This is a genomic window from Anoxybacillus sp. EFIL (assembly GCF_013096955.1).
Lineage (GTDB): Bacteria > Bacillota > Bacilli > Bacillales > Anoxybacillaceae > Anoxybacillus > Anoxybacillus ayderensis.
The window spans coordinates 1-13,630 of record NZ_SDLH01000017.1 but is presented as its reverse complement, the minus strand read 5'-3'; the positions used below and the strand labels follow the sequence as shown (position 1 = coordinate 13,630).

The following is a 13,630-nucleotide window of genomic DNA, read 5'->3' as shown; positions in this document are numbered from 1 at the left end:
ATGAGATTTCCCATCGTGTCAAGCGAGTAAGATCCCTTGAAGATGACAAGGTAGATAGGTCCGAGGTGGAAGCGTGGCGACACGTGCAGCTGACGGATACTAATCGATCGAGGACTTAACTAAGCACGCGAGAAAAGCGGAGAACGGTTCTTGACGTAGTCAAGAAAACATCCGACGGAGCCAAAAGCTTTTGACGAAGACGTGCGTGCACGTCGAACGGAAAAAGCGAAGGCGTAGGAGGATGTTAGTTCGAAGCTAGACACAAGAAAAGCGTAGGCGACTGCGCAAACCCTGTTATCTAGTTTTGAAGGAATAATCCTTCATCATATTGCTCGGTGACGATGGCGGAGAGGTCACACCCGTTCCCATCCCGAACACGGAAGTTAAGCTCTCCAGCGCCGATGGTAGTTGGCGGGACACCGCCTGCGAGAGTAGGACGTTGCCGGGCAAAGAAAAGACCAAGACATTTAGTCTTGGTCTTTTTTGCTATGTAGTAAATAATGATATAAATATCTCGGTACTTTTCGTTCCGTTACGTCTAAAAACTGTACAATAAAAGGGTATGCATCATTTGAATAACTATGGAGGAGATCGTACCACCATTCTGTTTCATAGCGGCAAATCATACTTAAATTATAAAGTAGTAAATAGTGAGCAACGATTTCGTGAATGTGTTTGTTTTGTTCATTTCGTTGTTTAAAATATAGATCAAATAAAGGACTAAGCTCTTCAATTTGTCGCAGCAATTGCCCCATAGAAAACTTTTCTCCGTATACGTGTTTCACATGAAACATTTTTTCAGAAAAATAAGTAAATAACCCGTGTTTTTGAATTTTTACTTCGTCTTTAAAAAAATCGTAGTTTTGTTTTTTTCTTTTTCTCGTTGATACTCCATGTGCTAAAACTGATGATGATTCTGGATAATCAGGGTGGATTGTTAATAAACACGCTTTAAGAAGCTGTACATTCCCATAAAATAATAAAACAGGTTTGATGGCCAAAGGCGCTTCATGAGCGGTATCATAAAACTTTTTTCCATGTTGTAAGTAGTACATAAATGGATAACAATTGTTGTAACTTTTCTTTTCAGCGTCTTCCCGTCCTTCTTGTTTGTAGCGTTCAAGTAAAAATTCGTGTACAAAATTTGATGAGTAAAATACTTCCCACATCGTATATTCTCCTTGTTCAATTGATCGAATTATCTAACATTTTCGTGTTTTCTTGACAGAAAAAAGCGAAGTTGATACTCTACTAATTAATATTTCCAAAGTGAGGGGGAAAAACAATGTGGGAAACAAAATTTGCGAAAGAAGGATTGACATTTGATGACGTCCTTTTAATCCCAGCTAAGTCAGAAGTGTTGCCACGTGATGTCGATTTAACTGTTGAGCTAAGTAAAACGTTAAAATTGAATATCCCGATCATTAGCGCAGGAATGGATACGGTAACCGAGGCGGAAATGGCGATTGCGATGGCACGCCAAGGAGGATTAGGAATTATTCATAAAAACATGTCAATTGAACAACAGGCGGAACAAGTCGATAAAGTAAAACGTTCTGAAAGTGGCGTCATTACGGATCCGTTCTTTTTAACTCCTGAACATCAAGTATATGATGCAGAACATTTAATGAGTAAATATCGTATTTCAGGTGTTCCAATCGTGAACAATGCTGAAGAACAAAAGCTTGTTGGAATTATTACGAATCGCGATTTACGCTTCATTCAAGATTACTCAATGAAAATTTCTGATGTGATGACAAAAGAAAACTTAATTACGGCCCCTGTTGGAACAACATTAGAAGAAGCGGAAAAAATTTTGCAAAAGTACAAAATTGAAAAACTCCCTCTCGTTGATGATCAAGGTGTGTTAAAGGGACTGATTACGATTAAAGATATCGAAAAAGTGATCGAATTTCCAAACGCAGCCAAAGATGCAAAAGGACGTCTTCTTGTTGGAGCGGCTGTCGGGGTTACTGCCGATACGATGTTGCGCGTGAAAAAGCTTGTAGAAGCAAATGTTGATGTCATTGTAGTTGATACAGCTCATGGCCATTCTAAAGGGGTGCTTGAGACGGTACGGAAAATTCGCGACACATATCCGACATTAAATATTATTGCAGGAAATGTCGCGACAGCAGAGGCGACGCGCGATTTAATTGAAGCAGGGGCGAACATTATTAAAGTAGGTATTGGTCCGGGATCCATCTGTACGACACGGGTTGTCGCAGGTGTCGGCGTGCCACAAATTACAGCGATTTACGACTGTGCAACAGAAGCACGAAAATACGGTGTCGCCATTATTGCTGATGGAGGAATTAAATATTCTGGTGATATCGTAAAAGCTTTAGCGGCTGGTGGACATGCTGTTATGCTTGGTAGCTTGCTTGCAGGCGTGTCTGAAAGCCCTGGAGAAACAGAAATTTACCAAGGTAGACGATTTAAAGTATATCGTGGGATGGGCTCAGTTGGAGCGATGGAGAGAGGAAGTAAAGATCGTTACTTCCAAGAAGATAATAAAAAATTTGTTCCAGAAGGTATTGAAGGACGAGTGCCTTATAAAGGACCGCTTGCTGATACGATTTATCAACTTGTTGGGGGATTGCGTGCAGGAATGGGTTACTGTGGCACGAAAAACTTAGAAGAATTGCGAGAAAAAACGCAATTTGTGCGTATGACTGGAGCAGGATTAAGAGAAAGTCACCCTCACGATGTTCAAATTACGAAAGAAGCTCCAAACTACTCATTCATGTAATAACAAATAGACAGAGGTGGAAGATTCCTCTGTCTATTTTTTTTTACAAGAGTATGTTAAAATAACGGTTATGTAAAACAGAGTTGGAGGGTTTGAGCGTGAAAACATGGTACAAGAGCTTCATCATTTCCATTGCAGCAATGTTCTTATTTATGGTGACGTTACCGCAAAATATAAAAGCGGAAGAAGACGTACTAAATATTGAAGCAGATGCCGCTATTCTTGTTGAAGCGGAGACGGGAAAGATTTTATACCAAAAAAACATTGATGCGGTTTTAGGAATTGCTAGTATGACAAAAATGATGACGGAATACTTGTTGCTAGAGGCTATTCATGAAGGGCGCGTAAAATGGGATCAAGAATATGCAGTAAGTGAGTATGTATATCAAATTTCCCAAAAGCGCGATTTATCGAACGTTCCGTTGAGAAAAGACGGGAAATATACAGTGCGTGAACTATATGAAGCGATGGCGATTTACTCAGCAAACGGGGCGACAGTTGCCATTGCAGAAATTGTTGGTGGTTCGGAAACAAATTTCGTTAAAATGATGAATGAAAAAGCGAAAGAGTTAGGATTAAAAGATTACAAATTTGTCAATGCAACAGGATTAAATAACAAAGATTTAGGAGGATTGCACCCAGCAGGTAGCGGAGATAACGAAGAAAATGTGATGTCTGCTCGTGCTGTAGCGACATTAGCGTATCATTTATATCACGAGTTCCCAGAAATTTTAGAAACCGCAAGTATTCCTCGTAAATACTTCCGAGAAGGAACAGATGATCAAATTAAAATGGATAACTGGAACTGGATGCTTTCGGGACTTGTTGCAGCATACGAAGGTGTCGATGGGATTAAAACAGGATATACAGAATTTGCAGGATATTGCTTTACAGGTACGGCAGAGCGAAATGGCATGCGCTTTATTACCGTTGTGATGAATGCGAAAACGAACGGAAAAGGTACGCATTTGTCGCGTTTTGAACAGACGAGAAAAATGTTGGACTACGCGTTTAGCAACTATACTGTGCAACAATTGTATCCAAAAGGTTATATTACAAAAAAACATGAAACGGTAGCAGTAAAGAAAGGGAAAGAAAAAGAAGTTGCGATTGCAACAAAACAACCGTTGTCGCTTGTCATTAAGCGAGGGGAAGAAAAAAAATATAAGCCTGTTGTCGTCATTGAAAAAGAAACGTTAACAGCTCCTGTGAAAAAAGGACAAAAAGTAGGGTATATGTACGTGAAATATGAAGGAACAGACTATGGTTACTTAACAAAAGAAGGAGAAAAGGTAGAGATCGTAACAAAGCGGGCTGTAGAAAAAGCGAATGGTTTCGTTTTGGCGATGCGAGCGATTGGCGAATTGTTCAGTGATATTTGGAATGGTGCTTCAAATGCGATGAAAGGATTATTTTAAAGCTCTCTTTTTAGAGGGCTTTAAAATTTTTATTGTGATTTTTAAAAAAATTGAGTTAAAATAAAGAAATGTAGTTAGTGTTTCTATACTTTTACGTAGTAAAAACGTATGCTAGAATATGGATAGTGTACTGCAGTGATGAATAGTTGTCGCTGGACTGATTTTTCAGTACAATATCACAATAACGATATACATAATGGGAGGAATGAACGGTGGCGGTTACAGGTACAGAACGTGTAAAACGCGGAATGGCGGAAATGCAAAAAGGTGGCGTCATTATGGACGTCGTGAACGCAGAACAAGCGAAAATTGCTGAAGCAGCAGGTGCAGTAGCTGTTATGGCTCTTGAGCGTGTTCCAGCTGATATTCGTGCAGCAGGTGGCGTTGCACGCATGGCTGATCCGACTGTGATTGAAGAAGTGATGAAAGCAGTATCGATTCCAGTCATGGCGAAGGCGCGCATCGGTCATTATGTTGAAGCGCGTGTATTAGAGGCGCTTGGTGTAGATTACATCGACGAGAGTGAAGTGTTGACCCCGGCAGATGAAGAATTTCATATTGATAAACGTCAATTTACTGTACCTTTCGTATGCGGCTGCCGTGATTTAGGTGAAGCGGCTCGTCGTATTGCTGAAGGGGCATCTATGCTTCGTACAAAAGGCGAACCGGGAACAGGAAATATTGTTGAAGCTGTTCGCCATATGCGTAAAGTGAACGCTCAAGTGCGCAAAGTTGTTAGCATGAGCGAAGATGAATTAATGACAGAAGCGAAAAATTTAGGGGCACCGTTTGAAGTATTGTTACAAATTAAACGTCTTGGCCGTCTTCCTGTCGTTAACTTTGCAGCAGGTGGTGTCGCAACACCAGCAGATGCGGCGTTAATGATGCATTTAGGTGCTGACGGTGTATTTGTCGGTTCAGGTATTTTTAAATCAGAAAACCCTGAAAAATATGCGCGTGCCATCGTTGAAGCGACAACTCATTTCGAAGATTATGAATTAATTGCTCATTTATCAAAGGGATTAGGTGGAGCGATGAAAGGGATTGATATTTCTTCGTTGCTTCCTGAACAACGGATGCAAGAACGCGGATGGTAATGTAAAGGAGCAATGAACATGACGAAAATAGGGGTACTCGGATTGCAAGGAGCCGTACGTGAACACGTACGTTCAATTGAAGCGTGTGGTGCTGAAGCGGTAGTTATTAAAAAGGTGGAGCAACTGGCACATATTGATGGTCTTATTATTCCAGGCGGAGAAAGTACGACGATGCGTCGTTTAATGGACAAATACGGGTTTATTGAACCGCTGAAGCAATTCGCTCGTGAAGGAAAGCCGATGTTTGGAACGTGCGCAGGCTTGATTATTTTAGCCAAAAAAATTGTTGGTTACGATGAACCACACCTTGGTTTAATGGATATTACAGTCGAACGCAACTCATTTGGACGTCAACGCGAAAGTTTTGAAGCATCGTTAACGATTAAAGGTGTTGCGGACGATTTTATTGGTGTATTTATTCGAGCTCCGCACATTGTTTCCGTAGGGGACGACGTTGATGTGCTTGCGACATATGAGGACCGTATTGTCGCGGCAAGGCAAGGACAATTTTTAGGATGTTCGTTTCACCCCGAATTAACGGATGATCATCGCATGACACAATATTTTATAAACATGGTTAAAGAAGCGAAAGAATAAACAGGTTGCATTTTGTTTAAACTTATAGTACATTATTTCCAAGAAAATGATATAAAGAAAAAGCGATGACAGGAACTAGTAACAAGCCCTCTTCCTTTCAGAGAGCCGATGGTTGGTGTGAATCGGCAGGAATGACTTGTGAATCCATCCTGGAGCGAAATGCTGAACGCGTGAAGTTAGTAGGCATTTCCGGTGAGAACCGTTACATTTCTCGAGTGGAAGACGCATGTCTTCAACTAGGGTGGCAACGCGGGAATACTCTCGTCCCTTTCTTTTGGGACGGGAGTTTTTTATTTCATAAATCAAAAAGGAGGAATGATGATGTTAGACTTAAAATTTTTACGTGCCAATTTTGAGGAGGTAAAACAAAAGCTTCAGCATCGTGGTGAGGACTTAACGGATTTTGAACAATTCGAGCAGCTCGATCGTCGTCGCCGCGAATTAATTGCACAAGCGGAGGAACTAAAAAATAAGCGCAACGATGTGTCACAACAAATTGCCATCTTAAAGCGAGAGAAAAAAGACGCAGACCATCTCATTGCTGAAATGCGTGAAGTTGGCGATCGCATTAAAGTGCTTGATGATGAATTGCGTGAAGTGGAACAACAGCTTGAGACGTTGCTTTTATCCATTCCAAACGTTCCGCATGACTCTGTGCCGATTGGTGAATCAGAAGATGACAATGTAGAAATTCGTAAATGGGGAGAGCCACGTTCATTTTCTTTTGAACCGAAACCGCATTGGGAAATTGCGGATCGGCTTGGAATTTTAGATTTTGAACGGGCAGCGAAGGTAACAGGAAGTCGATTTGTGTTTTATAAAGGCCTCGGAGCACGATTGGAACGTGCGTTAATTAACTTTATGTTAGACGTACATGTGGAACAACACGGATATGAAGAAGTTTTACCACCGTACATTGTGAATCGAGCAAGCATGACAGGAACAGGACAGCTTCCGAAGTTTGAGGAAGATGCGTTCCGTATCGAGAGTGAAGATTACTTTTTAATTCCGACAGCAGAAGTTCCTGTGACTAACTTACATCGTGATGAAATTTTATCAGCGGACGATTTGCCGATTAAATATGCTGCTTATAGCGCATGTTTCCGCTCAGAAGCGGGATCAGCAGGAAGAGATACGCGCGGATTAATTCGTCAGCATCAGTTTAATAAGGTGGAGCTTGTCAAATTTGTAAAACCAGAAGATTCCTATGAACAACTCGAAAAGTTAACAAATGATGCAGAGCGCATTTTGCAATTATTAGGTCTACCGTATCGTGTCATGAGCATGTGTACAGCTGATTTAGGCTTTACTGCAGCCAAAAAATATGACATTGAAGTATGGTTACCAAGCTATGGTACGTATCGAGAAATTTCTTCCTGCAGCAATTTTGAAGCGTTTCAAGCTCGCCGTGCAAACATTCGTTTCCGCCGAGACCCGAAAGCAAAGCCAGAACATGTGCATACGTTAAATGGATCCGGTTTAGCCATTGGACGAACAGTTGCAGCGATTTTGGAAAATTATCAACAAGAAGATGGAACAGTCGTGATCCCAGAAGTGCTTCGCCCATACATGGGAGGAAAAGAAGTGATTTCATAAGGGGAGAATTTGCTCCCCTTTTTTAATAAAAAGTGTTGACATGGGGTAATGATTATGATAACTTAATACATGTCGATACGGAGGAGTACCCAAGTCTGGCTGAAGGGGTCGGTCTTGAAAACCGAGAGGCGTCGAAAGGCGCGCGGGGGTTCGAATCCCTCCTCCTCCGCCATCATTCGAATGTTTACAGTCCACAGCGCATAAAATGGAGATTGTTTATCGAATAATTCGTTACATATCGTAACGAATTTTTGTTTTATATAAGCAAAACAAAGGATGCCCGAAATGAAGCGAGGGCATCCTTATTTTTTTAATTTGCGATATTGTTCAATCATGTAACCAATTTTTGCGACGATCGGCTCGATCGATTGGGCATCGCGAATAATATCGTATTCATTAATGTTAATGCGCAAAACAGGACAAGCATTAAAACTGTTGATCCATCTCTCATATCTTTCATACATTTCTTTCCAATATTCAATTGGTGTTTGTTGTTCCATTGGGCGACCGCGTTCACGGATGCGTTTAATGATTTCCTCAAAACTTCCTTCTAAGTAAATAAGTAAATCAGGGTGTGGGAAATACGGTGTCATGACCATCGCTTCAAATAAACTTGTATAGGTTTCATAGTCGACTTTTGACATCGTCCCTTTTTCAAAATGCATTTTTGCAAAAATGCCAGTATCCTCGTAAATGGATCGGTCTTGAACAAATCCTCCACCATATTCAAAAATGCGTTTTTGTTCTTTAAATCGTTCGGCAAGAAAATAAATTTGAAGATGGAAACTCCAACGTTTAAAATCGGCATAAAATTTATCTAAATAAGGGTTTGTGTCTACCTTTTCAAAAGAGGTGCGGAATTGAAGTGCATCAGCTAACGCTTTTGTCATCGTTGATTTTCCTACACCAACCGTTCCGGCAATGGTAATAACAGCATCGCTTGGAATATGATATTTTTCTCGTAAATTCATTGTTCTAAGCTCCTTTTAAGAACAGATTGCAGTTCGTTTAAAATGAAAAATCGGTCTTGGTCACGATGAACGAAATCGAGCTCATCTCCGTTAAACCGTAATACAGGAATGTGAGGGTGAGCTTGTTCAAATTGCTCCATTGCTTGTTCGTAAGCATGTGATAATTGTTGCAAATAGTTCGGATCAATGTTTTTTTCAAATTCGCGACCTCGCATCGCGATACGTTTGAGCAACGTGTGCAATGAAGCATGCAAATAAATGACGACATTCGGTTTTGGCATGTCGTTTGTTAAAATGTCATAAATTTGCACATACTTTTCGTACTGCTTTCCCTTTAAAGTCTGTCTAGCAAAGATTAAGTTTTTGAAAATATGATAGTCAGCTACAACCGGTTTCCCATTGCTTAAAAACTTTTTTTCGACATCTTCTAGTTGTTTGTAACGGTTGCATAGAAAAAACATCTCCGTTTGGAAGCTCCACTCTTCAATGTTTTCGTAAAATTTACCCAAAAAGGGATTTTCATCAACAATTTCTTTTAACAATTCATATTGAAAATAGTCTGAAACGACCTTTGCTAATGATGTTTTTCCAACACCAATTGGACCTTCAACAGTAATAAAGGGCACGCGGGACATTGTGTAACCTCCTTTAGGTGAAACCGTCTGTGTAGACAGACAAAATTTATTTTAACATAAAATGATTACTCTGTATGTTGCTTTTTTATTTTGATATACTCTATAGAATAGATGATAAAAAGTACGGGAGTTTCAAAAATGAGAAATGATGAGTATTACATGCGTCTAGCTATTGAAGAAGCAAAAAAGGCGGAGAACATCGGAGAAGTGCCTATTGGTGCTGTTGTTGTATACAATGACGAAGTGATTGCACGAGCTCACAATTTGCGTGAACGAGATCAACGATCGATTGCGCATGCGGAGCTTTTAGCTATCGATGAAGCGTGTCGAAAACTAGGTACGTGGCGACTAGAAGAGGCGACGTTGTATGTGACGTTAGAACCTTGTGCGATGTGTGCTGGAGCGATTGTTCTTTCCCGCATAAAGCGGGTTGTGTTTGGGGCGAGCGATCCAAAAGGGGGATGTGCCGGAACATTAATGAATTTATTACAAGAGCCACGGTTTAATCACCAAGTGGAAGTCGTTAGTGGGGTATTAGCTGAGCAATGCGGAGAAATGCTAAGTGAATTTTTCCGACGTTTACGTCAACAAAAGAAGGCAGAAAAAAATAGTTTAAATTCCAATTAAATTCCATTGTGTAGTCATTGCAATTTGTATGAAAAAGAGATATACTTATACTTGCGTTAGTGATAACGCATTGCCGTGCTAAGCGGGGAGGTAGCGGTGCCCTGTACTCGCAATCCGCTCTAGCGAGGCTGAATTCCTTCTTTAGGTTAGTTTGCTGTAGAGCCTGCCTAGAATAAGTGGTGTTGACGTTTGGGTCCTGCGCAATGGGAATCCGTGAACCCTGTCAGGTCCGGAAGGAAGCAGCAGTAAGCGGACGCTCCCATGTGCCGCAGGGGTGCCTGAACTGAGCTAACTACTCTAGTAACGTCTATGGCAGCTAGTCGACAGAAGGTGCACGGCAATTTACATAGATTGAATCAAAGCACTTGCTTAAAAGGCAGGTGCTTTTTTCATGCGTTTTTTAATGATATAATAAATGAGATATGAGCAAAGAGGAGGGCAGTTTCGTGAGTTATAAAGCTTTATATCGTGTTTTTCGACCGCAAAGTTTTAAGGATGTTGTTGGTCAAGAACACGTGACAAAAACGTTGCAAAATGCCCTGCTTCAACAAAAGATTTCACATGCATATTTATTTTCAGGTCCACGTGGGACAGGAAAAACGAGTATAGCTAAAATTTTTGCTAAAGCGGTAAACTGCGAGCATCGTCCAACAGCAGAGCCATGCAACGAATGTCCGACTTGTTTAGGCATTACGAACGGTTCGATTTCTGATGTATTAGAGATTGACGCAGCATCAAATAACGGAGTGGATGAAATTCGCGACATTCGTGAGAAGGTGAAATTTGCCCCAACGTCAGCGCCGTATAAAGTGTATATTATTGACGAAGTGCATATGTTGTCCATCGGGGCGTTTAATGCGTTATTAAAAACGTTGGAAGAGCCTCCGAAACATGTGATTTTCATTTTAGCGACAACGGAACCACATAAAATTCCTTTAACGATCGTTTCTCGATGTCAACGATTTGATTTTCGGCGCATTGAGTTGAGGTCGATTGTGTCGCGTTTAAAAACAGTTGTTGCGGAAGAAGGTATAGATGTAGAGGAAGAGGCACTATTTGCGATTGCGCGTGCTGCTGATGGTGGAATGCGTGATGCGTTAAGTTTGCTCGATCAAGCTATTTCTTTTAGTGAAGATCGCGTGTTGCTTGAGGATGTGTTAGCGGTTACAGGTGCAGTTTCACAAAGAAAAATCGCAGATTTAATTTATGCGATATATGAAAAAAAGACTGTTGAGGCGTTGCGTCTTTTTCAACATTTAATGGAACAAGGGAAAGATCCGAATCGCCTTGTCGAAGATTTAATTTACTATTATCGAGATATGCTTTTATATAAAGCGGCACCTCAGCTAGAAGATGTGACCCATCGTGTGCTCGTTGATGAACGATTTCGAGAGCTTTCTGACGTGATTCCAACATCGCTTATATATGAAGCGATCGATTTGTTGAGTAAAAGTCAACAAGATATGCGCCTAACGAACCATCCGCGCGTGCATATGGAAGTTGCGATTGTGAAGCTTTGTTATGAAGAGGAACGAGTAATCAAAACTCCGATTTCTCCAGCGTTGGAGGAGAAAGTGAGACAGCTTGAAGAGCAATTAGCGAAACTGAAAGAAACCGGTGTGAAGCTCTCCCCTGCAGAAACGAGCGAGCCGGTGAAAAAAACAGGAAAAAGTATTCGGACAGATTATAAAATACCGATAGGACGCATTCATGAAGTGCTTCGCCAAGCAACACATCAGCATTTATCTCTTATTAAAGGAAATTGGCCACATGTGCTTGAGACGTTAAAAAAGCAAAATAAAGTGTCACATGCGGCATTATTGCAAGAGAGTGAACCTGTAGCAGCAAGTGGCACAGCTTTTGTGTTAAAATTTAAATATGAAATTCATTGTAAAATGGTTGCTGATAATAGTAACTATGTCAAAGACAATTTAGAACAAGTATTATTTGAATTAACAGGGAAAAAACTCGATACGATTCCTGTTCCTGAAAGTGAATGGCTTCAAATTCGAGAGCAGTTCATTCGTCAACAAACAAGTGGAAATGAACAACATGAACAAGAAGATCCATTCATTTCGGAAGCGAAAAAATGGTTTGGTGAAAACTTAATTGAAATTAAAGAATAATGGAGGAATGATGAAAATGATGCGTGGAATGGGAAATATGCAAAAGATGATGAAGCAAATGCAAAAGATGCAAAAAGATATGGAGAAAGCACAAGCAGAATTAGCAGAAAAAACAGTTGAAGGAACGGCAGGCGGTGGAATGGTTACCGTTATTGCAAATGGTCATAAACAAATTTTAGAAGTGAAAATTAAAGAGGAGGTCGTTGATCCGGAAGATATCGACATGTTGCAAGATTTAGTGCTTGCTGCGACGAATGATGCGTTAAAAAAAGTAGATGAGTTAACCGCAGAAACGATGGGGCAGTTTACAAAAGGATTGAATATACCGGGATTATTCTAGGAGGCTATTATGTACTACCCAGAGCCGATATCGAAATTGATCGACAGCTTTATGAAATTGCCAGGCATCGGGCCGAAAACGGCCGTCCGTCTGGCGTTTTTTGTGTTAAATATGAAAGAAGATGTCGTATTAGATTTTGCAAAAGCACTTGTAAATGCGAAAAGAAATTTAACGTATTGTTCATCGTGTGGTCATATTACAGATAAGGATCCTTGTTATATTTGTGAAGACGATAAGCGAGATCGTTCGATTATTTGTGTTGTGCAAGACCCGAAAGATGTGATTGCTATGGAAAAAATGAAAGAATACAACGGATTGTATCATGTGTTACATGGAGCTATTTCACCTATGGAAGGAATTGGTCCGGAAGATATTAAAATAGCTGAATTGCTTAGACGTCTTCAAGATGAAACGGTCCAAGAAGTGATTTTAGCGACGAATCCGAATATTGAAGGGGAAGCAACGGCTATGTATATCTCCCGGCTACTAAAGCCAACAGGTGTTAAAATTACGCGCATTGCCCACGGATTGCCTGTTGGTGGCGATCTAGAATACGCCGATGAGGTGACTTTATCTAAAGCTCTGGAAGGAAGAAGGGAACTATAGTGTTTTGGAAACGAAAAGGGTGGCTGCGCAAACAATTTAACGACCAGCTCATTGAACGATTGCAACATTACCGGGATGAGTGGATGGATAAGAAGCAATTAATAGAAAAAAGTGTTGAGCCGTCTGAAAAGGTCATATTTGATTTAAAAATTGCTGAAGCGAAATATTTATTTCTCCTTCGAGAAGCAAAAAAACGAAAAGCATCGATTGGGAAGGGATGATACCCCTTCCCTTTTTGTATAGGCTTGTCATACAGAAAAGAGGTGAACATATATTTAAAAATAAAAAAGTTGAAGGAGAGAAAAATATGAATGAAACGGTTGTTATTGTGTCGATCGTCAGTCTTATTGTCATTCTTTTGCTTATTGGCATCCCGGTACGTTTGACACGGCTAATTGGTGAAGGAGTTGCTCGTCTTGTTATCGGAGCTTTATTTATTTTTTTAATTAATGTTGTTGGAGATGTATCAGGTATCCATTTGCCTATTAATTTATTTACAGTAACCGTTACAGGTTTTTTAGGTATTCCTGGTGTTGTAGCACTCATTTTTATTCAACAATATGTCATTTCATAAACGGACATATCCGTTTATTTTTTTATTGACGAATAGAGATATCCATGATATATTGATATACGTCGTTGTCGAAATGAAAAAACATGTTGACAAGGGATTGTTGATTTAGTATTATAGAAAATGTCTTTGTTGTTCCTTGAAAACTGAACAAAACAGCAGCGTAAAAGCTAAGGATAACTTTTCTATGGAGAGTTTGATCCTGGCTCAGGACGAACGCTGGCGGCGTGCCTAATACATGCAAGTCGAGCGGACGATTCAAAAGCTTGCTTTTGAATCGTTAGCGGCGGACGG

Annotated in this window: 14 protein-coding genes, 1 tRNA gene, 3 rRNA genes, 1 other RNA gene and 1 other annotated feature; of the genes, 16 read left to right on the top strand and 3 right to left on the bottom strand. The window is 40.4% G+C overall.

Annotated elements, in window-relative coordinates; translation table 11 throughout:
* Nucleotides 1–123, top strand: a 23S ribosomal RNA gene (locus ES017_RS15000); the annotation flags it as partial.
* A gap of 208 nt (nt 124–331) precedes the next feature.
* Nucleotides 332–448 (top strand): 5S ribosomal RNA (rrf, locus tag ES017_RS14995).
* Between the two features lie 19 nt (nt 449–467).
* On the opposite strand, the gene ES017_RS14990 is transcribed toward rrf, so the two are convergent.
* Nucleotides 468–1,169, bottom strand: a complete 702-nt coding sequence (locus ES017_RS14990) for a YaaC family protein (RefSeq protein ID WP_085789554.1) — start codon at nt 1,167–1,169, stop codon at nt 468–470.
* Between the two features lie 116 nt (nt 1,170–1,285).
* On the opposite strand from ES017_RS14990, the gene guaB reads away from it, so the two are divergent.
* The 6 genes from guaB to ES017_RS14960 all read left to right on the top strand — a co-directional run bounded on the left by guaB (nt 1,286) and on the right by ES017_RS14960 (nt 7,632).
* On the top strand, nt 1,286–2,752 hold the full coding sequence (gene guaB, locus ES017_RS14985; protein WP_019417544.1) for an IMP dehydrogenase: 1,467 nt from the start codon (nt 1,286–1,288) through the stop codon (nt 2,750–2,752).
* A gap of 140 nt (nt 2,753–2,892) precedes the next feature.
* On the top strand, nt 2,893–4,170 hold the full coding sequence (locus ES017_RS14980; RefSeq protein WP_253263412.1) for a D-alanyl-D-alanine carboxypeptidase family protein: 1,278 nt from the start codon (nt 2,893–2,895) through the stop codon (nt 4,168–4,170).
* A gap of 212 nt (nt 4,171–4,382) precedes the next feature.
* A complete protein-coding gene (gene pdxS, locus ES017_RS14975; RefSeq protein ID WP_021095860.1) occupies nt 4,383–5,267 on the top strand; it encodes a pyridoxal 5'-phosphate synthase lyase subunit PdxS in 885 nt (294 codons plus the stop codon).
* 18 nt (nt 5,268–5,285) lie between these two features.
* Nucleotides 5,286–5,864: a pyridoxal 5'-phosphate synthase glutaminase subunit PdxT gene (gene pdxT / locus ES017_RS14970; protein WP_021095861.1), complete on the top strand. Its 579-nt coding sequence runs from the start codon at nt 5,286–5,288 to the stop codon at nt 5,862–5,864.
* Nucleotides 5,865–5,920: 56 nt separating this feature from the next.
* Nucleotides 5,921–6,136, top strand: a binding site (T-box leader).
* 49 nt (nt 6,137–6,185) lie between these two features.
* Nucleotides 6,186–7,460, top strand: a complete 1,275-nt coding sequence (serS, locus tag ES017_RS14965; RefSeq protein ID WP_021095862.1) for a serine--tRNA ligase — start codon at nt 6,186–6,188, stop codon at nt 7,458–7,460.
* Between the two features lie 79 nt (nt 7,461–7,539).
* A tRNA-Ser gene (locus tag ES017_RS14960) sits at nt 7,540–7,632 on the top strand.
* Nucleotides 7,633–7,762: 130 nt separating this feature from the next.
* Here the strand turns inward: ES017_RS14960 and ES017_RS14955 are convergent.
* The gene (locus ES017_RS14955) at nt 7,763–8,431 is read right to left on the bottom strand and encodes a deoxynucleoside kinase (RefSeq protein WP_009360707.1); all 669 of its coding nucleotides are present in this window, start codon (nt 8,429–8,431) and stop codon (nt 7,763–7,765) included.
* Nucleotides 8,428–9,066, bottom strand: a complete 639-nt coding sequence (locus ES017_RS14950) for a deoxynucleoside kinase (protein WP_021095863.1) — start codon at nt 9,064–9,066, stop codon at nt 8,428–8,430. Before ES017_RS14950 ends, ES017_RS14955 begins: the two co-directional genes overlap by 4 nt.
* Nucleotides 9,067–9,204: 138 nt before the next feature.
* Here ES017_RS14950 and tadA point away from each other — a divergent pair, with 138 nt between their 5' ends.
* From tadA to ES017_RS14910, 8 genes are all read left to right on the top strand, one after another.
* A complete protein-coding gene (tadA, locus tag ES017_RS14945) occupies nt 9,205–9,693 on the top strand; it encodes a tRNA adenosine(34) deaminase TadA (RefSeq protein ID WP_021095864.1) in 489 nt (162 codons plus the stop codon).
* Nucleotides 9,694–9,766: 73 nt separating this feature from the next.
* Nucleotides 9,767–10,031: signal recognition particle sRNA large type (gene ffs, locus ES017_RS14940), an RNA gene on the top strand.
* Nucleotides 10,032–10,139: 108 nt separating this feature from the next.
* Nucleotides 10,140–11,819, top strand: a complete 1,680-nt coding sequence (dnaX, locus tag ES017_RS14935; protein WP_171335249.1) for a DNA polymerase III subunit gamma/tau — start codon at nt 10,140–10,142, stop codon at nt 11,817–11,819.
* 16 nt (nt 11,820–11,835) lie between these two features.
* On the top strand, nt 11,836–12,159 hold the full coding sequence (locus ES017_RS14930) for a YbaB/EbfC family nucleoid-associated protein (protein WP_021095866.1): 324 nt from the start codon (nt 11,836–11,838) through the stop codon (nt 12,157–12,159).
* Between the two features lie 9 nt (nt 12,160–12,168).
* The gene (gene recR, locus ES017_RS14925) at nt 12,169–12,765 is read left to right on the top strand and encodes a recombination mediator RecR (RefSeq protein WP_004888493.1); all 597 of its coding nucleotides are present in this window, start codon (nt 12,169–12,171) and stop codon (nt 12,763–12,765) included.
* A complete protein-coding gene (locus ES017_RS14920; RefSeq protein WP_021095867.1) occupies nt 12,765–12,986 on the top strand; it encodes a YaaL family protein in 222 nt (73 codons plus the stop codon). The genes recR and ES017_RS14920 overlap by 1 nt, the downstream gene beginning before the upstream one ends.
* A gap of 86 nt (nt 12,987–13,072) precedes the next feature.
* Complete coding sequence (locus ES017_RS14915) at nt 13,073–13,339, top strand: pro-sigmaK processing inhibitor BofA family protein (RefSeq protein ID WP_021095868.1); 267 nt, start codon at nt 13,073–13,075, stop codon at nt 13,337–13,339.
* A 181-nt stretch (nt 13,340–13,520) separates the two neighbouring features.
* A 16S ribosomal RNA gene (locus ES017_RS14910) occupies nt 13,521–13,630 on the top strand; the annotation flags it as partial.

Bases quoted from the DNA above. Each gene is read 5' to 3' on its own strand.
- ES017_RS14990 (WP_085789554.1), bottom strand. From the start codon at position 1,169: ATGTGGGAAGTATTTTACTCATCAAATTTTGTACACGAATTTTTACTT.
- guaB (WP_019417544.1), top strand. From the start codon at position 1,286: ATGTGGGAAACAAAATTTGCGAAAGAAGGATTGACATTTGATGACGTC.
- ES017_RS14980 (WP_253263412.1), top strand. From the start codon at position 2,893: ATGTTCTTATTTATGGTGACGTTACCGCAAAATATAAAAGCGGAAGAA.
- pdxT (WP_021095861.1), top strand. From the start codon at position 5,286: ATGACGAAAATAGGGGTACTCGGATTGCAAGGAGCCGTACGTGAACAC.
- serS (WP_021095862.1), top strand. From the start codon at position 6,186: ATGTTAGACTTAAAATTTTTACGTGCCAATTTTGAGGAGGTAAAACAA.
- ES017_RS14955 (WP_009360707.1), bottom strand. From the start codon at position 8,431: ATGAATTTACGAGAAAAATATCATATTCCAAGCGATGCTGTTATTACC.
- ES017_RS14950 (WP_021095863.1), bottom strand. From the start codon at position 9,066: ATGTCCCGCGTGCCCTTTATTACTGTTGAAGGTCCAATTGGTGTTGGA.
- tadA (WP_021095864.1), top strand. From the start codon at position 9,205: ATGAGAAATGATGAGTATTACATGCGTCTAGCTATTGAAGAAGCAAAA.
- ES017_RS14930 (WP_021095866.1), top strand. From the start codon at position 11,836: ATGATGCGTGGAATGGGAAATATGCAAAAGATGATGAAGCAAATGCAA.
- recR (WP_004888493.1), top strand. From the start codon at position 12,169: ATGTACTACCCAGAGCCGATATCGAAATTGATCGACAGCTTTATGAAA.
- ES017_RS14915 (WP_021095868.1), top strand. From the start codon at position 13,073: ATGAATGAAACGGTTGTTATTGTGTCGATCGTCAGTCTTATTGTCATT.